The following is a 20,059-nucleotide window of genomic DNA, read 5'->3' as shown; positions in this document are numbered from 1 at the left end:
TTCCCGTACTGGCTCCGCCAGCGCATCGAGTCGGTGAACTGGACGCTCAAGGGCCAGCTCGGGCTGGAGGTCCACGGCGGCCGGGTGCTCTCCGGGCTGTGGGCCAGGGTCCTGCAGAGGCTCCTGGCCCTCAACGCGGCGATCTGGCACAACTGGGCCTGCAGCACCGAAAAGAAGCGTTCACTGATCCACTACGACCACCCGACCCGGCTGACCAGCACGTAAAAGCACATCAACCATCTAGGCTCGCACAGTCCAAATCTGCACCAACTGAGGCCAAGGGACAGGTAGTTGAAACCACCTGAGGCACGACCCCGGGCGCCCCTTCAGCCCTCGTAAGACCCCACAAGCCGAGCCAGTTGCCGCCCCGCCGCCCGCAAGGGCTCCTCGCTGCGGGCCACCTGCGCCGTCACTTCCGCGCCCTCCAGCGCGCTGATCACGGTCGTCGCCACCTCTCGCGCATCCCCGGCCGCGAAGCCCGCGCCAAGGAGCTTCTCCTCCACGATCCGCTCCCAGCTCCGCAGCGCGGCCGCGCACACCTGCTGGATCTCCGAGTCCGTGCCGAGGGTTTCCAACGCCGCGGCCGTGACGGGGCAGCCGTCCGTCCAGCCCGACTCCCGTAGGCCTACCGCCAGTTCCACCGCGCAGGCCTCGATCGCCGCCGCCGGGTCCGTCTCGCGCGCCAGCACGTCCCGCAGCACCGCCGCGAACTCCTCGTCGCTGTACTTGATCGCCGCCACCGCGACGGCCTCCTTGCCACCCGGGAAGAAGTGATAGACGGAGCCGAGCGTCGCCTCCGCCTCCTTGGCGATCTGCTTGATGCCCGTGCCCACATAGCCCTGCCGCTGGATGAGGCGCGCGGAGACGGACACGATCCGGTCGCGGGTGCCGAGGGGTGCGGCGGCGGGCGCTGAACTGCTTTGGGGGGCCATGGGCCTCAGCCTACCCACTAGTAGAGCGTTCGTTCTAGGGGCGTGCTACGTTCTCCTCACGCGCTAGATAGAGCGATCGTTTTAGTAGCCGTCTGCAGCCGTCTGGAGTCACGCATGCCTTCCGCATCGCAGTCCGTAACGCAGTCCGTAACCGTCATCGGCCTCGGCCCCATGGGTCAGGCCATGGCCGCCGCCTATCTCGACAGGGGCTACGAAGTCACCCTCTGGAACCGCACTCCCTCCCGCGCCGACGCCCTCGTCGCACGCGGGGCCACCCTCGCCGACAGCCCTCAACAGGCCGTCATCGCCAATGAGTTGGTGGTCCTCAGCCTCATCGACTACGACGCCATGTACGGCGTACTCGAGCAGGCGAAGGAGAGCCTTGCCGGGCGCGTCTTCGTGAACCTCAGTTCCGACACCCCGGAGAAGGCCAAGGCGGGCGCCCACTGGATCACCGAACTCGGCGGCACCCACCTCACCGGCGGCGTCCTCGCCCCGCCGCCCCTCATCGGGACCCCGGAGGCTTCGACGTTCTACAGCGGGCCGCGTGCCGCATACGACACGCATCGCGCCGCCCTCGAGGTCATCACGGGCAAGTCGGACTACCGAGGCGATGACCCGGGCCTGGCCGCCCTGATGTACCAGCTCAACATGGTCATCTTCTGGCCCGCGATGATCGCCTACTGGCAGGCCGTCGCCGTGGCGGCCGCGCACGGCATCACGGCGGCCGAGATCGCGCCTTACGCCGCCGAGAACTTCGCGGGCATGGGCCACTTCATCGACTTCTACGCACCCCGCATCGACGCGAACAACCACGCCGGCGACGTGGACCGCACCTCGATGGGCCTGGCCAGCATGGAACATGTGGTCCACACGGCGGCCGACGCGGGCGTGGACACGGCGTTCCCGGAGGCGGTCCGCGACGTCTTCCGGCGCGTGGTGGACGCAGGGCACGGGGCGGACAGCTTCAGCCGGGCGGTGGAGGTGATGCGGAAGGGAGCGTCCGCGACAACCGTCTGATCGCGGCGCTCACCCCCTCGCCGGGCCGGTCTGCCCATGACTCTGAACTCCCTTGGTGTGCACGGTGGTTGGGGGTAGGGACGAGTGGGCGCGTTGCGCAACGTGAGCACCGGCGCAGGCGGCTCCGATGGGGACGGCGCACACAACTCGGTTTCTCATGCACGGCTGCACACCCTCACCCAAGGGCGGCGCTCTGATGCCGTGGTTCGCCTTGCATCCCCCGGCGGGTGATTGACATGCAGGCATTTACCTGCATGATGGAGGGGTGAGCTCAGAGACGACCGCGGGCGGCGCGGACCCCGACCTCGACAAAGTCTTCAAGGCCCTCGCCGACCGCACCCGGCGGTATCTGCTCGACCTGCTGCGTGAGCGGGGCGGGCAGACGCTGGGGGAGTTGTGCGAGCGCGTCGAGATGTCGCGGCAGTCGGCCACCCAGCATCTGGGGATCCTTGAGGCCGCCAACCTCGTCAGCACCGTCCGCCGCGGCCGCGAGAAGCTCCACTACCTCAATCCCGTACCGCTCCATGAGATCCAGGAGCGGTGGATCGACCGCTTCGAGCGCCCGCGGCTGCTGGCGCTGAGCGCGATCAAGCGACAGGCGGAGGACGCCACCATGAGCAGCGACAGCCCCAGCACCAAGCCCTCGTACGTCTACGTCACATACATCGAAAGCACCCCGGACAAGGTCTGGCACGCCCTCACCGACGCCGACCTGACCGCCGCCTACTGGGGGCACAGCAACGTCTCCGACGGGGAGTGGAAGACCGGGTCCGGGTGGGCCCACCGGCGGACCGACGGGTCAGGGATCGACGACATCGTCGGCACCGTCCTGGAGAGCGTGCCGCCCACTCGGCTCGTCACCACCTGGGCCGATCCGAACGCCGCCGCCGGCGCCGAGCCCTCCCGCGTGACCTTCGACATCCAGCCGCACGGCGGCATCGTCCGCCTCACCGTCACCCACGAGAACCTCGCGAGCGAGCAGGACCTCAAGGACGTCGGTTCGGGGTGGCCCGCCGTGCTGTCCAACCTCAAGTCCCTGCTGGAGACCGGCAGTCCACTGCCGCAGGAGCCCTGGCTCGTGCCCGAGGCAAAGTGACGCGATTGAGCCACGCGCTGAGCCCGTGCGGGGAATCAGGGTGATCTAAGTCATGCGGGGAGGCGGCATGACTTGACGCTGTCTTCACATTTTCCTACGTAGGCTTCACGGTATGGCCACGATTCCCCCTCCCGACCGGCGACGCACCGCCGACGAGGTCAACGAGGAGATCCGTGCGCTCTGGCTCCACGCGGGCGGGCGGCTCCGCCCCGACGAGCGCCTGGTGTACGAACGGCTGGTCACCGAGTGGGCCGAGGCCGAGGCCAACTCCTCACGGACACCGGCCGCCTGAGCCCCGGCATCGCTGTCATCCGCGTAGGCAGCGTCCCCCACCCTGCCTACGCGCCCAACGCCCCCGCATCCCCCATCACGACCACCGGCTTCCGCGCCGGGTCCAGTGTCCGCAGCAGTTCTTTCATCCGCGCCTTCGGCAGCGACACACAGCCCTGCGTCGGGCCCCCGTGGTCCACATGCAGCCAGATGCCGCCGCCCCGGCGCGCACCCAGCGGGCGCGTCCAGTCCAGCGGGGTCCTGCCCGGCTCGCGGTTGTAGTTGATGGCGATGACGTAGTCGAAGGAGCCGGTCAGCGGCTCGCCCTTGAAGCCCGTGCCACGCGCGGTGAAGGCCGGGCCCTGGTCGTACGGGAAGCGGGTTCCGGGGTCCGGGAGGAGGCCGCCCGCGTCGGTCAGGCCATATACGCCGACGGGTGATTTGCGGTCACCCTGCACGTGGCGCGACGACCATCCCCGTAACCCGTTGTGCGCAGGCCAGGGATCCGACGCCGGGCGCCAACCAGCCGCGCCGGAGGGGGACTTGCGCGTGTAGAGCACCGCCGTCGCGCGGTTCGCGTCGGGCGCCTCGCCCGTGACGACCAGGGCCTGGGTCGTGGAGGGGGGTATCCGGGCTCGGGTCTTCGCACCCAACGCCGGTATCTGCCGGGGCCGTTCGGGGGTGGTGCGGCTCGGCTCGGGCGCCTCGCTGACGGATCTGGCCTCACCACTCGGGCGACCGTCGGATTGCGCGCCGGTTCCGCACGCTGTGAGCAGCAGGGTCAGCGCCACGCCTGCGGCCGCGTACGCGACAGGGCGTGGGCAGGTGGGAGAAGGCATAGGGGTCTCCTGGAAAGGGCCTGCGTAAGGTCTTGGAGGGGATGCGGGCCTCTGGCCCGACGTGAAACGTCAGCTCGGCGGGGCCGTTGCCGGTGGTGAGTCCTTCGTGGCGAAGGTCGCCGAGGCGATGATGTGGTTCGCCTCGGTCAGGCGGGGCTTTGAGCCGCCCGGCGCCAGGCACAGGTTCGCCACGATCACTCGCCCCGGCTCCGGGGATTCGAGCACCGCCGTGAAGCTGAGACGTCCCCCCGCAAGCGCACAGGACTTCCGCAAGGTCCCACCCGTGAACTCGGGTGGTTTCCTCGCCCTCTTGGTCAGGCCGCCCGCCTTCTCGCTCCGCAGGGCGAGCAGCGCGCCGTCCTCCGGGTCGAGGCGGTCCAGCGGGTTGCACCAGCCGCCCGGCTCGTCGGGCTTGCACGGCTGCTTGTACAGGGTGAGCCGCTGCGTGCCCGCGAAGCCGATCGGCGGGCTCTTCGTCCTGTCGTCCGCGGGGACCGCAAGCGCCTGCCAGTCCGCCGGGAGCCGCAGGGTCAGGCCACCGCCCAACTCCCGGTAGCTGACGGTCCGTTCATCCACGCCCTGGCGGCTCGGCGGTGTCGCCGCCGGTGGTACCACCTCCGGGTCGGCGGACGAGCGCAGCGCCTCCGGCACCAGCACTCCGGCCAGGGCGAGCCCCGCCACCGAGGCCGCCGCCCCGGCCGCGATCCTGCGCCTGCGGCTGCGCGCGGCCCGCTCGCGCACGCGGGCAAGGCGTGCGGCGGGGGCCTGTGGGCGCGGTACCGCCCGCTCGAGGAACACCCGCAGCTCACGTTCCTCGTCGTACGCGTCAGGGGCGTCCTCACTCACAGTGGTCCACCTCCCTCGCCGGCAGCGCGGCCCGCGGCGTGCGCAGCGCCTTCGCCGACTGGCTCTTCACCGTGCCCGGAGTGCAACCGAGGATTCCGGCCGTCGCGTCCACACCGAGGTCCTCGAAGTAGCGAAGGACCACCACCGCCCGCTGCCTCGGCGGCAGCCGCCGCACGGCAGCGGCGAGCGACTGCTCCAGGTCCACCCCCTCGTACGCGTCCGACTCGCCCGCCCGCTCGGGCAGTTCGCCGTGCGGGACCTCCGCCCGCCAGTGCCGACGCCACCACGATGTGTGCGTGTTGAGGAGGATCTTGCGTACGTACGCCTCCGGGTGCGCCTGCCCGGTCCGCCGCCACTTCGGCCAGGCCTTCGCGAGCGCCGTCTGCAGCAGGTCCTCCGCGAGATGCGCGTCGCCCGTGAGCAGCCACGCCATCCGCAGCAGCCGCGGCCCACTGGCGGCGAAGGGGCCCGGAACCGATTGGTTCCGGGCCCCTTGCTCACCGCGCCTCCGCCTACGACGTCCCGTCGTGCGTCTCGTCCGGGTCGACCCCCATCGTGAGCGAGCCGATCACGCCCTTCTCGATGTGGCCCTTGCGGTACTTGAGCTTCAGGAGGCCGTCCTGGGTGCCGCCACCGCCGTAGATCGTGTCCTCGTCCAGCGTCGTGCGTTCCGTCGTGCTCGTGGCGTACGGGGCCACATCGGCGGAGGCCAGGACCGCCGTCTCCGCGAAGAAGAACTGGCCCGTGTGGCAGGTGTGGCCGCCCTCGTAGCCCGCGTCCGTCATCTTGCCGCCGACGTGCACCTTCGTGTGGATGTGTACGGCACGGCCCCGGTACCAGCCGGGGAAGACCGTCTTGAACTCCACGTACCCGTGCTGGTCGGTGAGCTGCGTGCCGCGCAAGTAGCGCTCGTCGTCCGTCGGTTCCTCATGGCCGCCGCCACCGCCGCCGGGGTCACCGGACGGGGGCGTGCCTGTGGGCGTGCCCGTGGGCGTACCGCTCGGTGGGGTGGTGCCGCCTCCTCCGCCGCCCCCGCCACTGAGCGACTCGTACCCCGAATAGATGCCCAGCGCGTCGCAGTGCCAGATGTCCACCGCCGCGCGCCTCAGCGGCTTGCAGGTGTCGGAGTCGATCACCTTGAGGCGGAGGGTGAAGGGGATGCCATCGCGGTCCTCGGTGATGTCCTTCCGGATCTTGTCGGCATCGATGTAGTACGGGCCCTCGGTGGTCTCGCCGGTCAGGCGGTAGCACGCCTCGGCCGCCGAAGCACCGGTCGCCGAGGAACCCGCATCCGTCGTGCCCTCCGCCGTGCCCTCCGCGTTCGCGCTCGCCGCCACCACGCCGCCGACCCCGACCGCCGCCACCGCGGCCCCGCTCGCCACGAGGAACTTCCGGCGCGTCACGTCCCGTTTGTGGGCCGGGCCTTGGGGTGCCGTGATCCGTTGCGGCTCGTCTCGTTCGCTGTTCTGCGTCATGGGGCCGGACGCTAGGGACCCCACCTGTCACAGACGTGTGCGCCGACTGTGCGTACGCACAGGAAAGGCCCGGAGCCCCCCTCCGGCTCCGGGCCCTGCAGCGGTGTATCCGTTACGCGCAGTCGTGCGCGCTCGTGGTGCTCGAACCGATCACCACGTCCGCCCCTGCCAGTGTCGTCAGATGGACCGCGTTGACCGTCAGGCCCTTGTCCGCGCCCGCCACCGGGGTCTGCTCATTGACGACGAGCTTGCCCGCGAGGCCGAGGTCGACCTCGTACCCCGGTGTGTCCGGAAGGCTGACCGGGGTGCCCGCGACGGTCAGTTCCAGGCTCACGCCGCCCTTCGCCGCCTCACAGGTGCTGGACGACTTCGACGTCAGGCCGGAGATCCCGATCACCGGGAGGCCCGGGAGCCCGACGGACACGTCCGCCACGGTCGACGTCGCCGTCGCGGCGCTCGGCCCTGTCTTCGTGACGACCTCCGCGCAGAGCGCGTCGGCGTTCAGGACGATCGCGTTGATGCCCTGCGCGCACGCGGGGGACTTCGTCTCCGCCCCGGCCGTCCGCACCGTCCCGGTGTCCGGCGTCGGGTCGATGCCGACCGGGATGAGCGGGAGCGGGATCTTGGCCGCGAGACCGTAGGAGCGGCCCTCGACGTGCTGGAGCTTCAGCTTCTCGGAGTCATCGGACTTGGTGTACTCGTCGTCGCCCGCGAAGGCCGCGGTGAGCGGCACGGTGGCGTCCTCGGTCAGGGCCTGGTCCGCGACGTCGACCGTGCAGGTCGCGGTGCCGTCGGCGTCCGTCTTGCCCTCGCAGGTCTGCGCGGTGTCACCGTCACCCAGCTCGAAGGACACCTCGCGGCCCTCGACGGGCTCTTCGGACTCCTTCGCCTTCAGGACGGCGGAGAGCTTGGCGTCGGAGCCGTTGGAGACGCTCTTGTCGCCGGTGTAGGCGAGCGTGGTCGCCTCCGGCTCGGGGTCGGGGCCCGGGCCCGGGTCGCCGCCGCAGTTCTTGCTGGCGACATTGCGCCACGTCTCGCCGACACCGCCGTACTCGACTCCGTCGAACCAGGAGTTGACCCGCTCGGTCCCGACGCCGCCCCACGTGGCCCGGCCATCGCCGTCGGCGTCGATCGCCATCTCGAAGTGCAGGTGGGGATGGCCGTTCGAGGTGGGCCCCGTCTTCCCCACGCGGCCGATCTCCTGGCCCTGCTTGACCGTGGCACCCACCTCGACCGAGCGTGACTGCAGGTGGATGGATGTGGTGAAGTAGCCGCCGCCGTGGTCGATCTGGATGATGTTGCCGGCGTTGTCGTGCCACTTGGACTCGTTGACGACCCCGTCCGCCGGCGCCGTGAGCAGCGCCCCCTCGGTGCCCACCTGGTCGGGCTCACGCACCATGTCGAGGGCCGGTGCGTGGTCGTCGCCGTAGGAGTTGATCTGCCACTCCTGCCCGCAGGTGAACGGCAGCTGGAAGTCGATGGGCGGCTCCGCCGCCACCGCCGCAGGCATGCTCAACACACCCGCCGCCAACACCCCGCCCAGCACCACAGCCATACGTCTCTTCACTGCTTTCCCTCCCCGTAGCGATGCGCCACTTGGTGTGGCCATGACCATTGGAGAGGGGGCGCCCCCGCCCCCACCAGGGGATTGCACCCCACTGCAAACGGAACCTTTGCCTCATGCAGATTCACGCGGAGTGGGCCAACTCCCCGGCACGCCCGATGAGTTCCCTGCCCAGCCGGGTCGCCACATGCAGCACCTCACCACCCTGCCGCGCACTGGTGACAAGACCCGCTTCCCGCAGCGCCGCCGCGTGCCTGCTCGCGCTCGCCACCGATATGCCTGTCCGCAGCGCCAGTTCACTGGTCGAGCAGGGGTGAACCAGGGCCCGGATCGCCAGCGCGCGGGTGCGGCCGAGCACCGGGGTGAGGCCGTCCGCACCGGCAGCGGCGCGCGGCCCCGCGCCAGTGACCGGATAGACAAGGACCGGCGGCAGTTCGGGGTCGATCAGCGTCACCGGCGTCGCGCAGAAGAAGGACGGGACGAGGGTGATGCCGCGCCCGGCGAGGTGCAGGTCCCGGTCGACCGGATAGTCGGTGGTCAGCACCGGCCACGCCCAACGGACCGCCGGGGAGAGGACGCCGAGCAGCTTCCCGACCCCGCCGTCCAGGACCCGGCGCCCGCACACGGCACGCTCCGCGAGCACCGTCTCGTCCAGTTCGGGCAGACAGGGGCGAAGGAGTTCGCGGTGGTACACGGCGAGCGCGTCGAGCAGCTCCCGGCGCCGATCGCGGTCGCCGTCGGCCAACTGACGTACCCATAAGGGACGTTCGCGTGCCCGGAAGACCGAGGCGAGGTCGTCGGCGAACATCCGGCGGCCGCCCCCGGCGATCAGGTCGAGCGCGTCGGCGAAGCCCAACTGCCCCGGCGGCGTGAGGAAGTCGGGGAAGTCGCCGCGGGCCGGCACGAGCGTCGTCAGCGTGTGCAGCACACTCCGCAGATCGCGCGTACGCATCCGGTCGCGCACATGCCCGACCCACGGCCCGCAGCGTGCGGTGCGCCGTGGCGACTGGAGCCGGTGGAGGCTGATCGTCAGCTCCCACATGATGTCCGGGCGCGCCGCGACCGTCGTACGCGCCAGATCCTGTGCCGTGAAGTGAATACGCAGCGCCATGCCGTCCCCCGACCATGGTTACGCGAGTGAGCGCGAGGGCTGTCACGGTAAGGGGCGCCGATAAACGACCGATGGACGCGAACCAGGCGGCGCGAACCAGGCGGCGGGAAGCGGGCGGCGGGAACGCGAAGGGCCCCGGGACCGATCCGGTCCCGGGGCCCGCGAAGCCGCCGCTGCGACGCCGCTGCTACTTGTCGGAAGCCACCGGCTTGCGCAGCGCGATGTTCAGCTCGCGAAGACGCGACTCCTCCAGCTCGGAGGGCGCGCCCATCATCAGGTCCTGCGCGTTGCCGTTCAGCGGGAACGCGATCGTCTCGCGGATGTTCGGCTCGTCCGCGAGGAGCATCACGATGCGGTCGACGCCGGGGGCGATGCCGCCGTGCGGCGGGGCGCCGAGGCGGAAGGCGCGGAGCATGCCCGCGAACTCCTGCTCGACCGTCTCGCGCTCGTAGCCCGCGATCTCGAAGGCCTTCAGCATGACCTCGGGCTCGTGGTTACGGATGGCGCCGGAGGACAACTCGATGCCGTTGCAGACGATGTCGTACTGCCAGGCGAGGATGTCGAGCGGGTCCTTCTCCTCCAGGTCCTTCATGCCGCCCTGGGGCATCGAGAAGGGGTTGTGGGAGAAGTCGATCTTGCCGGTGTCCTCGTCCTTCTCGTACATCGGGAAGTCGACGATCCAGCAGAAGCGGAAGACGCCCTCCTCGAAGTGGCCCGCGCGCTTGGCGGCCTCGACACGGACGGCCGACATGATCTTGGAGACCTCGTCGAACTCGCCCGCGCCGAAGAAGACGGCGTGACCGGGGGCGAGGGAGAGGCGCTTGGTCAGCTCCTCGACGTTCGCCTCCGTCAGGAACTTGGCGATCGGGCCGGTCAGCGAACCGTCCTCGGCGACGCGCACCCAGGCCAGGCCCTTGGCGCCCTGCTCGACGGCGTAGTCACCGAGGCCGTCGAAGAACTTGCGGGACTGCGACGCCGTGTCCGGGACCGGAAGCGCGCGCACGTGCTTGCCCGCGAAGGCCTTGAACTCGGAGTCGGCGAAGATGTCCGTGATGTCGGTCAGCTCGAGCTGCGCGCGCAGGTCCGGCTTGTCGTTGCCGTACTTCAGCATCGACTCGCGGAACGGGATGCGCGGGAACGGCGAGGTGACGTGCCGGCCGTTGCCGTACTCCTCGAAGATCTCCGTCATGAGCTTCTCGATGGGCTGGAAGACGTCTTCCTGCTCCACGAAGCTCATCTCGACGTCGAGCTGGTAGAACTCGCCCGGCGAGCGGTCGGCGCGCGCGTCCTCGTCGCGGAAGCACGGCGCAATCTGGAAGTAGCGGTCGAAGCCCGAGATCATGAGCAGCTGCTTGAACTGCTGCGGGGCCTGGGGGAGGGCGTAGAACTTGCCCGGGTTCAGGCGGGACGGGACGACGAAGTCGCGGGCGCCCTCGGGGGACGTCGCGGCGAGGATCGGCGTCGCCATCTCGTTGAAGCCGAGGGCGACCATCTTCGAGCGGATCGAGGCGATCACCGAGGAGCGCAGCATGATGTTGCGGTGCATGCGCTCGCGGCGCAGGTCGAGGAAGCGGTACTCCAGGCGCCGCTCCTCGTTCACGCCGTCGTCCGCGTTGACCGTGAAGGGCAGCGGGGCGGCGGTGCCGAGCACCTCGACCTCGGCGGCCTCGATCTCGATCTCGCCGGTGGGCAGCTCCGGGTTCACGTTGTCCGCGCCGCGCGATACGGCCTTGCCGTCGACCCGGACGACCGTCTCCTTGGAGAGCTTGTCCAGGACCTCGGCGGCCTTGGTGCCGGGGCGGGCCACCAGCTGCGTGATGCCGTAGTGATCGCGCAGATCGATGAAGAGGATGCCGCCCAGGTCTCGGCGATTGTGCAGCCAGCCGCTCAGCCGGACGTCGGTGCCGACGTCAGAGGCGCGGAGCTCGCCGCAGGTGTGGGACCTGTACCGATGCATCGTCGTTCATCCAGTCTTCGCGAATAGGGGAGAGAGCAGACAGGCACCAAGGCTACCGTCCGGGCGGAGATCGCTTTCCGGATTACCGCCGGGGGCACTCTCCGGAGGCTCCCCGGCACCCCGTCGGTGGCGCCTTCTCCGCTGATCTTCCTAAAGTGGGTCAATGCGCACTGACGATCCCCCGCAGCAGTCGGGGGACGATCCCCTGCCTCCCGTACGGGAGGTCCTGACCGCGATCGCCACCGGTCTGTGGCGCTGGGACAACGCTTCCGGGACCGTCACGCTCGACGCGGAGGCGGCCCGGCTCCTCGGCCTTCCCGCACGCGCGCAGACCCTCACCGAGGCGGGCGTGCGCTCCCGCTTCCACCCCGTCGACTGGAACGAGATCGACGGCATCGTCCAGCTCGCCGTCGCCGAGGGCACCCTCGCCGAGGCCCGCCTGCGGATCATGGACGAGCAGGGGCGGCGGGTGCTGCGCATCGTGCGCAGCCGCTCGAAGCCGATCGTGGACCCGGCCACTCATTCGTACGAGCTTGTCGGCACCCTGCAGGAAGTGACCGAGCCCCCGCCGGGCGCGGCCCACCGCACCCCGGTCACCGGCGACTGGCGCCGCTCCCGCGAGGCGTTCCTGCTCGACGCGGGGCGCGCGCTCGCCGAGGCTCGGTCGACCGAGGAGGTGCTCCGGGTCGCCAGTGGGCTCTCCATGCCGGGGTTCTCGCCGGACGGGCTCGGGGTCTTCGGGGTCGAGGGCGACCGGCTCAAGGTCATCGGGCACCACGGGCACCAGGCGGGGGACGACGCGCCCTTCTCGGCGATGCCGCTGGACACGGACTATCCGGCCGCCGAGGTGGTGCGCACGGGCCGCGCCGTGTACCTCTCGTCGCCCGAGGAGTACCACGAGCGCTATCCCGCCACCTGGCCGCTGGCCCAGCCCTTCCAGCGGCAGTCCTGGGCGTTCCTGCCGCTGACCGTGGCGGGCCGCACGATGGGCGCCTGGCTGGCGGCCTTCGCCTACCCCGTCTCGTTCACGCCGGACGAGCGCTCGGTCCTGACGACGGTGGCCCGGATGCTGGCGCAGGCCCTGTCGCGGGCCGGGGTCGCCGAGTCGGAGCGGGAGCTCACGGAGGGCCTGCAGCGCTCGATGCTGCCGACGCTGGGGCCGCGGATCCCGGGGATGAGCGTGGCCGCGCGGTATGTGCCGACGGGCGGCGGGCTCCAGGTGGGCGGCGACTGGTACGACATGATTCCGCTGCCCAACGGCCGCATCGCCTTCGTCATCGGCGACGTACAGGGCCATGACGTGCGCGCGGCGGGTCTGATGGGGCAGCTGCGGATCGCCCTGCGCGCATACGCCTCCGAGGGCCACCGCCCCGACGCGGTGCTCTCCCGTGCGACCCGCTTCCTCTCCGGGATCACGGACGGCATCACGAACGGCTCGAGCGGCGCCCCGGCCGGTGAAGGGGCCGACCCGCGCTTCGCGACCTGCCTGTACGTGGAGGCCGACCCGGCCACCGGCGTCCTGGAGATCGCCCGCGCGGGCCATCCGGAGCCCGCGATACGGATGAGTGACGGAACGGTCATCCTGCGCCCCACGGCGGGCGGCCTGCCGCTGGGCATCGACCCCGACGCGGACTACCCCACGACCCGCATCGTCCTGGAGGCCGGCGAGACGATGCTGGTCTGCACCGACGGGCTCATCGAGACCGGCGGCCACGACCTGGACAGCGGCTGGTCCCGGATCCGCAAGATCCTCGAGGAGCACGACACCACGGGCGGCACGGAGGGCGGTGACGGCCTCGAAGGGCTCGCCGACACCCTCGTACAGGCCGTGCACGGGCCCTCCTCGCACCACACCACGGGCCCGCTCGCGGACCGTCGCGAGGACGACATAGCGGTCCTGCTGCTGCGCAGGACCGGCCGCCCCGAGTGGCGCACGGCAGCGCGCCGCACGGTCCTGACGGTCGCGCAGGCCGAGCCCGAGCGGATCGCCGGGGCGCGGCGGCACGTCCGGGAACTCCTTCACGACTGGGCTGACCCCGATCAGGTCGACTCGGCGGTCCTGATGGTCTCCGAGACGGTCACGAACGTCCTGGTGCACACGGACGGCGACGCGCTGCTCGTCGCCGAGGTCATGGGGGAGCCGGGCACGCGGCGGCTGCGCGCGGAGGTCTCCGACAGCAGCGACGACCTGCCCCACAAGCGACACCCCGGCGAACTGGCCTCGTCCGGGCGTGGCCTGGTCCTGATGGAGCTGCTCGCGGACGCGTGGGGGGTGGATCCGCGGGGCGACGGCAAGAGCATCTGGTTCGAGCTGCACGAGGGGAACGAAAGGCCGTCCGGCGAGGCCTAGGGTCTGTCCGGTGGGTCAGGCCGGCCTTCGCGCCGGGCGCCGATTGACCAGGGCCGAGCGGGCCCTGGTGCTGCGTGCGGCTGCAAGGCGGAGGAGGGCGACAACGCGGAGCGTCGGCAACCGACGACAACGCCGGAGGGGGCACCTCCCTGCTCGAGCGAAGCCGAGAGCTTGGGGGAGCGCGTGCCAGGGGTCGCGACCCCGGCAGGACCCATCGGACAGGCCCTAGCCCGGGGCGGTGTACCGCCCCCGCAGCTCGGAGATCACCCCGAAGGCCGCCGCCGTCACCGGCACGGCGAGCAGCATGCCCAGGATTCCCGCCACGGAGGCGCCCGCGGTGATCGCCAGCATCACCACCGCCGGGTGCATCTGCACCGTCCGCGACTGGATCATCGGCTGCAGCACATGCCCCTCCAGGACCTGCACGGCGAGCACCACCCCCAGCACCCACAGGGCGATGATCACCCCCCGGTCGGCGAGCGCGACGAGCACGGCGACGGCCCCGGAGATGAACGCCCCCAGGTAGGGGATGTACGCGCCGATCAGGACGAGGGCGCCCAGGCCGAACGCCCCCGGCACCCGCAGGATCAGCAGCCCCGCCGTGATGCAGACCGCGTCGATCAGCGCGATGAGCGTGGTGCCGCGCATAAAGCCCTCGACCGCCTCGAAGGCCCTGCGCCCCATCGCCTCGACGGTGTCCGCGGTGCCGCGCGGCGCGAGCGACCGCATGGTGCCGAGGGCCCGGTCGGAGTCCCGCAGGAAGAAGAAGACGAGCAGCAGCGCGAGGACGGCGATGGCGATCACCTCGCCGACGACGCTCAGCCCGCTGATCACCCCGGACGCGGCGGTTCCGCCGAACTTGCCGAGCAGGTCCTTCGCGTTGGAGGCCACGTCCTCCAGCGAGGTCCCCGCGGCCCCGAAGTACTTCGACAGATCGGCGGCGGCCTGTTTCACGGAGTCGACGATCTGGTCGCCCGTCTCGATCAGCGCCTTGACCACGATGTACACCGCCCCGCCGACGACGGCGACGACGGCCGCGCAGGTAAGACCCGCGGCGAGCGACCGCTGCACCCGCATCTTCAGGAGCCACCGGTAGACGGGCCCGAGCAGGGCCGTGCCCAGGAGCGCGAGCAGCACCGGGGTGACGGCCGTCTTGAAGATGACGCAGAGCCAGATCGCGACGGCGGCCACGCCGGTGACGAGCAGCAGGACGACGCACCAGGCGGCGGTACGCCGAGCGGGCTCGGGCAGAAGGGTGCTCACCCTCCTACCCGAGCACGGCCGACGCGGCGCCGCACTTTATGCGCGGCCTTTATGCGCGGCCTTTATGCGCGGCCTTTATGCGCGGCCTTTATGCGCGGCTGCCTGCCGTGCACGCGGTCACCGCTGTAGCGGCTCGGCCTGACTGTTCGTCAAGATCCCGGGTCATGCCGCAGAATCTCGGCAGAATCTCCGGCCTGAGCAGCAATCCAGGGAAACGACCGGCGCGGTCAGGGGCGCCAGTCGAAGGGGAAGTGCTTGCTGGAGCCGCCCCGGTACTCGTGCGAGAAATCGAACCCTTCCGCGTGGTCGCCGTCGACCACACCCCAGGTCGCGATCTGCCCGGGACCGACCTCGGCACCCGGTGCGTTGATGAGCTGGACGCGGCGGTTGGGGTCGGCCGTGGGGCCGGTGAGCGCGGTGGCGCCGACGGCGACCTTGTCGGCCACGCCTGCCCGCCAGTACGACAGGTCGTCGGGGGCCTCGAAGTGGATGGGTGCGTACCGGACTTCGCGCAGGTCGCTGATGAGAGAGCCGAACTCTCCGGGCCAGCCACCGGCGTGGCCGGCGAAAATCTGCTCCAGGGCGGCACGTTGAGCCTCGTCGCCCTTCGCGTCGATGTACAGCATCGCCTTCATGGTCGCGTCAGGGTCTCCGACCCACATGTTCCCCGCGAACTCGCCGAGCGCCACCACACCCAGACCATCGAGGCGTACGTCGCCGAAGTGCCCCTCGTGCACCTGCCAGACGAGAGTGAAAAGGCAGTCGCCGTGCGTCGGCGCCTGGGCGAAGGTGCAGGGGCACGGCAGTGCACAGCTGCACACGTCGAACCACTCGCCGCGCAAGTGCCAGTCGGGTACAGCGATCTCCTTTCCCTCCGGGGCTTTGCCGGGGTCGGCAGCGATGACACGCGGAGCAGGGAGGGGCGCTGATGTGGTGGGCGTCGTGCACATGGAGACCTCCAGGGGGTTGACGGGCGTGAAGCACCGCGGCACCAGATACCCCCTAGGGGTATCTGGTGCCGCGAGACTAGGTCACCCGAGATGGCCGAGTCAACTACCCCTAGGGGGTATGCCTCCCGCGCCCTCCGGCTCAGGCGCGCGCCTCAAGCGGGTGGCGTGCCGACCGCGATCGGCACGCCGACGACGTTGCGCTCACGGCCGCGAACAGCTCCGGCCGGAGCGACAGTTGGGTGACTCCACCTGATGAATCCGGCCCAGTAAGTCCTCCCTCAAGATTCCGATCACCCACGCTGGCCATATACCCCCAGGGGGTATATGGTTGCGATCAGCGCCCCGCCGGACACGCCAGAAGGCGCATCACACCCACAGGAGATGTCATGAGCAATCACACCGGCCACGACCACACCAACCACTCCGGTCACGGCAGCCACGGCGGGGCCCATGCCGGTGGTCTTTCGGTCTCCGAGAACGGGTACACCCTCGAACTCGACTCGACGATCCTCACCGCCGGTGTGCAGCCGGTCAGCTTCCGGGTGATCGGTCCCGACAGACAAGCGGTGACCGAGTTCGTGCCCGAGCACGAGAAGGAGCTCCACTTCATCGCCGTACGGCGCGACACCGCCGGGTTCCAGCACGTGCACCCGGTGAGGGACGAGCAGGGCACCTGGAGCGTCGAACTGGCCCTGGAACCCGGGGACTGGAGGTTCTTCACCGACATCCACCCGAGCGCCCACGACGGGACCATGACGCTGGGGATCGACGCAGCAGTGTCCGGACCGTACGACCCGCAACCGCTCCCCGAGGCCACCGGGACCGCACAGATCGGCGAGTACACCGTCGCGCTCGACGGCGAACTCGTACCCGGCGAGGCCGGCGCACTGACCCTCACCGTCAGCCGGAACGGCCGTCCCGTCACCGACCTGCAGCCCTACCTGGCCGCGTACGGACACCTGGTGGCACTGCGGGTCGGTGACCTGGGCTACCTCCACGTCCACCCGGAGGGCGCACCGGGTGACGGCACCACCGCGCCGGGACCTGAGATCGCCTTCATGGCGGTCGCGCCGTCCGCCGGCACCTACCGCCTGTTCCTGGACTTCCAGCACAACGACGTGGTCAGGACAGCCGAGTTCACGGTCCGTACCACCGACGTGACCACTCCCCCGCCGACCGCGCCCGAAGACAGCAGCCACCACCACGGCCACCACGCGCACCACTGACCCGACCTCAGTAGGCCACCCACCCACACCGGAAGGAACGTCATGCCCCGCCTGACCCGACTCACCCCTGACACCGCGGTCGGCGCCTCGCGCGACCTCCTCGCCGACCTGGTCTCCCGCCATGGCCAGATCGGCGACATGGTCTCCACGATGGCGCACTCGCCGGCCCTACTCGGCGGCTACCTCCAGCTCAGCCGTGCCATGGGCCGAGCCAAGCTCGACCGCAAAATCAGCGAACGAATCTCGATCGCCGTACAGGCCCAACAGGGCTGCGGGCTCTGCCTCGACGCCCACGTCAGCGCCGCCCGCGCCCTGGGAGTCGACGAGGAAGAGATCGAGCGGGCCCACACGGGCACCTCCGCCGATCCCGCGATCGCGGCGATCACCACCCTCGCCCTCCAGATCTACCGCGAGCCGACGTCGATCACCGACGAACAGATCGACGCACTACGGGAGCACGGCTACAGCGACCGCGCGATAGCCGACGTCGTCGGCGTCGTCGCACTCAACATCCTCACCGGCGCCTTCAATCTGCTCGCCGGCCTCACACCGAAGAGCGTCACCGGTGCGTAGGGACAACCCCGCCTGCACCCGCGGGCCACGGCCTCCATCCCGGAGCCGTGCCCCGCCCCACGGACACGGAAGGACACCGCCATGAGTCTGTTCGCCATCCGCGACTACCGCCGCCTGTTCAGTGCCCAGGTCATCGCCCTGTTCGGCACCGGGCTGACCACGGTCGCCCTCGGACTGCTGGCCTACGACCTCGCAGGACCGCACGCCGGCCTGGTGCTCGGAACCGCCCTCACCATCAAGATGGTCATGTACGTGGTCATAGCCCCGCTGGCTGCCGCGTACGTCGACCGGGTCCCCAGAAGAACTCTCCTGCTCCTCCTCGACCTGGTCCGCGGTTCGGTGGTCCTGGCACTGCCGCTGATCTCCGAGGTCTGGCACATCTACGTCCTGATCGGCCTCCTCCAGGCCGCCTCCGCCGCGTTCACCCCGACGTTCCAGGCCGTCATCCCCGACATCGTCACCGACGAGTCCGACTACACCCGCGCCCTGTCCGCCTCCCAGGTCGCCTCCACCATGGAGAGCCTGCTCAGCCCCGTCCTTGCCGCCGTCGCCCTGACGTTCATGAGCTTCAACTGGCTGTTCCTGGGCACCTCCGCCGGATTCCTCTTCTCCGGCCTGCTCATCCTGTGGACGCGTATCCCCGACGCCCGCCCCAGTGTCCACACCAAGGCATGGGACAAGGCGGCAGCAGGAATCAGGACCTTCTTCAGGACACCGCGGCTGCGCGGCATCATGGCGCTCAACCTCGTGGTCGCGGCGGCCGGTTCGATCGTCGTCGTCAACACCGTCAACTACGTACGCGACGAACTCGGCGGCTCGCAGTCGGACGTCGCGTGGATGCTCGCCGCCTCCGGCACCGGAACCCTCCTGGCTGCCCTCGTACTGCCCCGTGTTCTCGACCGAATCGCCGCCCGCACCGTCATGACCACCGGCGCCGGAATCCTCGTCGGCGGCACGGCCGCCGCGGTGGCACTCATCGGGGCCGGCCTCACCTCATGGGCGGGTACGGCGATCATCTGGACCGTGATCGGCATCGGCATGGCGCTGATCATCACGCCGACCGGCAAGGTCCTGCGCGCCTCGGTCACGCGGAACGCGATCCCCGAGGCGTTCGCGGCGCAGTTCTCCCTGTCGCACCTGGCCTGGCTGATCACCTACCCCATCGCGGGATGGCTGGGCACGAACGCCGGCTTCACCGTCGCCTGGTCGGTGCTCGCGGTCCTCGCCGCGGCCGGGGCGTTCGGCGCCCTCGTCCTCTGGCCGCGCCACGACGGACGAGGAATCGGAACCAGGACCAGCCCTGTGACGCCCGCCGTTCACGCACCGAGCGGCGACCGGTCCACCCTGTCCAAGGCCGCGTGAAGCACCGCGTACAGCACGAGACTTGGCCGCCGCACCGCTCTGCGCGGGCGACGGCCACTGTCACGCGCGGGGTCGAGGCTGCGAGAAACGCCGCTCAACTGATGCGAACGCCCCACATGAACGGCATGCCGCTGGTGCTGATCGGCTCATAACGCACCTGCGCCCCGGGCTTGGGCGCATGGAGGATCTGACCGTTGCCGGCGTAGAAGCCGACGTGGCTGAGGTCGTCGCGCATGATGATGAGGTCACCCGGCCGGAGAGCGCTCAGGGAGTTGATCCTCGTACCGGCATCGGCCTGCGCCTGTGACGTACGGGGTATGGAGACACCCGCCTGCTTGAAGGCCCAGGAGGTCAGCCCGGAGCAGTCGAAGGAGCTGGGTCCGGAGGCCCCCCACACGTACGGCATTCCGACCCGGCTCTTGGCGGCGCTGAAGGCTGCCGCGGCGCGCTGTGACGCGCTCGCCTCGTTGCCGGGTTCGGCCCGCCGGCCGGCGCGGTTGGCGCGGTCTTCCTCGGCGGCGATCTTGGCGCGCTCCTCCGCTGTCAGCGTGTTCAGGAGCTTCTGGGCCTGGCCGAGCTTCCCCTGGATTTCCTTCTTTTTCTCGCGCAGCTCTTTATGGGTGCCGGACAGGTCTTCCAGCTTCTCGGCGGCCTGTTGGCGCTGCTGGTCCAGGGTGCGCTGCTTGGCCTGGGTCAGTTTCAGGGTGGCGGACTGCTTGTTGCCGATCCGGTCGAGGGCGGCCGCCTTGTCCAGGTAGCCGTCGGGGTCGGAGGACAGGAAGAGCTGGACTGACGGGTCGACTCCACCGCTTCGGTACTGCGACGCCGCTGTCGAGCCGAGTCCCCGCTGGAGTTCGTTGAGCTCCTCGCGGCCACGGGCTACGACGTCCTGCAGATCACCGATCTCCTTCTGCAGCTTCTCCCGCTTCTCGTTCGCCCCGTTGTACTTCTCGGTGGCCTGCGTGGCCTCTTCGTAGAGCCGGTCGACCTGCGCCTTGACCCCCTTCTTGGTCGGGTCCGGCACCGGGTCGGCCTGGGCCGACGGTGCAGAAACGACGACGGCCGCTGCAGCTGCGGCCGTCGCGCCGACCACGGTCGCGTACGCCCGGCTCGGCTGCTTGGGGCGACGGTGTGACGCCACGAGGCAAACTCCTTCTCCTCCGCCGCCACCCCAGTTGGGTGACCGACAGCCACGAAGAACTGAGGCCAGAGCTTAACTGCTAAA

Annotated in this window: 17 protein-coding genes and 2 pseudogenes; 8 read left to right on the top strand and 11 right to left on the bottom strand. The window is 70.2% G+C overall.

All coding sequences use genetic code 11. The features are described from left to right. Positions 1-225 (top strand): annotated as a pseudogene (locus E2651_RS16225) (hypothetical protein); the annotation flags it as partial. 101 nt (positions 226-326) lie between these two features. Here E2651_RS16225 and E2651_RS16220 read toward each other — a convergent pair. Further along, entirely contained in the window at positions 327-932 is a 606-nt protein-coding gene (locus E2651_RS16220; protein WP_135331848.1) for a TetR/AcrR family transcriptional regulator, read from the bottom strand. A 114-nt stretch (positions 933-1,046) separates the two neighbouring features. On the opposite strand from E2651_RS16220, the gene E2651_RS16215 reads away from it, so the two are divergent. From E2651_RS16215 to E2651_RS16205, 3 genes are all read left to right on the top strand, one after another. Continuing rightward, entirely contained in the window at positions 1,047-1,952 is a 906-nt protein-coding gene (locus tag E2651_RS16215) for an NAD(P)-binding domain-containing protein (protein ID WP_135331847.1), read from the top strand. A 265-nt stretch (positions 1,953-2,217) separates the two neighbouring features. Beyond that, a complete protein-coding gene (locus E2651_RS16210; protein ID WP_135331846.1) occupies positions 2,218-3,048 on the top strand; it encodes a metalloregulator ArsR/SmtB family transcription factor in 831 nt (276 codons plus the stop codon). Between the two features lie 112 nt (positions 3,049-3,160). Next, positions 3,161-3,340 carry a hypothetical protein gene (locus E2651_RS16205; RefSeq protein WP_135331845.1) on the top strand — a complete coding sequence of 60 codons (180 nt, stop codon included), beginning with the start codon at positions 3,161-3,163 and terminating at the stop codon, positions 3,338-3,340. Between the two features lie 46 nt (positions 3,341-3,386). Here the strand turns inward: E2651_RS16205 and E2651_RS16200 are convergent, their stop codons facing one another. From E2651_RS16200 to aspS, 7 genes and pseudogenes are all read right to left on the bottom strand, one after another. After that, positions 3,387-4,157 carry a L,D-transpeptidase family protein gene (locus tag E2651_RS16200; RefSeq protein ID WP_135331844.1) on the bottom strand — a complete coding sequence of 257 codons (771 nt, stop codon included), beginning with the start codon at positions 4,155-4,157 and terminating at the stop codon, positions 3,387-3,389. Between the two features lie 69 nt (positions 4,158-4,226). After that, entirely contained in the window at positions 4,227-5,003 is a 777-nt protein-coding gene (locus tag E2651_RS16195; protein WP_135331843.1) for a hypothetical protein, read from the bottom strand. Further along, positions 4,996-5,463, bottom strand: a pseudogene (locus E2651_RS16190) (SigE family RNA polymerase sigma factor); the annotation flags it as partial. The gene E2651_RS16195 and the pseudogene E2651_RS16190, both read right to left, overlap by 8 nt. Positions 5,464-5,515: 52 nt before the next feature. Beyond that, positions 5,516-6,478 carry an intradiol ring-cleavage dioxygenase gene (locus E2651_RS16185; protein WP_135331841.1) on the bottom strand — a complete coding sequence of 321 codons (963 nt, stop codon included), beginning with the start codon at positions 6,476-6,478 and terminating at the stop codon, positions 5,516-5,518. Between the two features lie 112 nt (positions 6,479-6,590). Beyond that, complete coding sequence (locus E2651_RS16180) at positions 6,591-8,033, bottom strand: M23 family metallopeptidase (protein WP_135331840.1); 1,443 nt, start codon at positions 8,031-8,033, stop codon at positions 6,591-6,593. A gap of 133 nt (positions 8,034-8,166) precedes the next feature. Next, entirely contained in the window at positions 8,167-9,153 is a 987-nt protein-coding gene (locus E2651_RS16175) for a winged helix-turn-helix domain-containing protein (RefSeq protein WP_135331839.1), read from the bottom strand. Between the two features lie 187 nt (positions 9,154-9,340). Further along, a complete protein-coding gene (gene aspS / locus E2651_RS16170; RefSeq protein ID WP_135331838.1) occupies positions 9,341-11,110 on the bottom strand; it encodes an aspartate--tRNA ligase in 1,770 nt (589 codons plus the stop codon). 163 nt (positions 11,111-11,273) lie between these two features. On the opposite strand from aspS, the gene E2651_RS16165 reads away from it, so the two are divergent. Beyond that, entirely contained in the window at positions 11,274-13,460 is a 2,187-nt protein-coding gene (locus E2651_RS16165; protein ID WP_135331837.1) for a SpoIIE family protein phosphatase, read from the top strand. A gap of 225 nt (positions 13,461-13,685) precedes the next feature. Here E2651_RS16165 and E2651_RS16155 read toward each other — a convergent pair whose 3' ends face one another. After that, a complete protein-coding gene (locus tag E2651_RS16155; RefSeq protein ID WP_135331836.1) occupies positions 13,686-14,723 on the bottom strand; it encodes an AI-2E family transporter in 1,038 nt (345 codons plus the stop codon). A gap of 227 nt (positions 14,724-14,950) precedes the next feature. Further along, the gene (locus tag E2651_RS16150) at positions 14,951-15,586 is read right to left on the bottom strand and encodes a DUF1326 domain-containing protein (RefSeq protein ID WP_135331849.1); all 636 of its coding nucleotides are present in this window, start codon (positions 15,584-15,586) and stop codon (positions 14,951-14,953) included. A gap of 473 nt (positions 15,587-16,059) precedes the next feature. Between E2651_RS16150 and E2651_RS16145 the strand changes: the two genes are divergently transcribed. From E2651_RS16145 to E2651_RS16135, 3 genes are all read left to right on the top strand, one after another. Beyond that, entirely contained in the window at positions 16,060-16,899 is an 840-nt protein-coding gene (locus tag E2651_RS16145; RefSeq protein WP_135331835.1) for a hypothetical protein, read from the top strand. Between the two features lie 42 nt (positions 16,900-16,941). Beyond that, complete coding sequence (locus E2651_RS16140) at positions 16,942-17,472, top strand: carboxymuconolactone decarboxylase family protein (protein WP_135331834.1); 531 nt, start codon at positions 16,942-16,944, stop codon at positions 17,470-17,472. A gap of 81 nt (positions 17,473-17,553) precedes the next feature. Then, positions 17,554-18,834 carry an MFS transporter gene (locus E2651_RS16135; protein WP_135331833.1) on the top strand — a complete coding sequence of 427 codons (1,281 nt, stop codon included), beginning with the start codon at positions 17,554-17,556 and terminating at the stop codon, positions 18,832-18,834. A 94-nt stretch (positions 18,835-18,928) separates the two neighbouring features. Here E2651_RS16135 and E2651_RS16130 read toward each other — a convergent pair whose 3' ends face one another. Continuing rightward, positions 18,929-19,975, bottom strand: coding sequence for an NlpC/P60 family protein (locus E2651_RS16130; protein WP_135331832.1), 1,047 nt, complete (start codon positions 19,973-19,975; stop codon positions 18,929-18,931). Positions 19,976-20,059: the final 84 nt, after the last annotated feature.

Origin of the sequence: Streptomyces sp. MZ04 (assembly GCF_004684775.1) — a bacterium.
Taxonomy (GTDB): domain Bacteria; phylum Actinomycetota; class Actinomycetes; order Streptomycetales; family Streptomycetaceae; genus Streptomyces.
This window is presented reverse-complemented; position numbering and strand designations above follow the sequence as displayed.

Bases quoted from the DNA above. Each gene is read 5' to 3' on its own strand.
- E2651_RS16135 (WP_135331833.1), top strand. From the start codon at position 17,554: ATGAGTCTGTTCGCCATCCGCGACTACCGCCGCCTGTTCAGTGCCCAG.
- aspS (WP_135331838.1), bottom strand. From the start codon at position 11,110: ATGCATCGGTACAGGTCCCACACCTGCGGCGAGCTCCGCGCCTCTGAC.
- E2651_RS16220 (WP_135331848.1), bottom strand. From the start codon at position 932: ATGGCCCCCCAAAGCAGTTCAGCGCCCGCCGCCGCACCCCTCGGCACC.
- E2651_RS16215 (WP_135331847.1), top strand. From the start codon at position 1,047: ATGCCTTCCGCATCGCAGTCCGTAACGCAGTCCGTAACCGTCATCGGC.
- E2651_RS16140 (WP_135331834.1), top strand. From the start codon at position 16,942: ATGCCCCGCCTGACCCGACTCACCCCTGACACCGCGGTCGGCGCCTCG.
- E2651_RS16205 (WP_135331845.1), top strand. From the start codon at position 3,161: ATGGCCACGATTCCCCCTCCCGACCGGCGACGCACCGCCGACGAGGTC.
- E2651_RS16145 (WP_135331835.1), top strand. From the start codon at position 16,060: ATGAGCAATCACACCGGCCACGACCACACCAACCACTCCGGTCACGGC.
- E2651_RS16180 (WP_135331840.1), bottom strand. From the start codon at position 8,033: ATGGCTGTGGTGCTGGGCGGGGTGTTGGCGGCGGGTGTGTTGAGCATG.
- E2651_RS16200 (WP_135331844.1), bottom strand. From the start codon at position 4,157: ATGCCTTCTCCCACCTGCCCACGCCCTGTCGCGTACGCGGCCGCAGGC.
- E2651_RS16165 (WP_135331837.1), top strand. From the start codon at position 11,274: ATGCGCACTGACGATCCCCCGCAGCAGTCGGGGGACGATCCCCTGCCT.
- E2651_RS16185 (WP_135331841.1), bottom strand. From the start codon at position 6,478: ATGACGCAGAACAGCGAACGAGACGAGCCGCAACGGATCACGGCACCC.
- E2651_RS16175 (WP_135331839.1), bottom strand. From the start codon at position 9,153: ATGGCGCTGCGTATTCACTTCACGGCACAGGATCTGGCGCGTACGACG.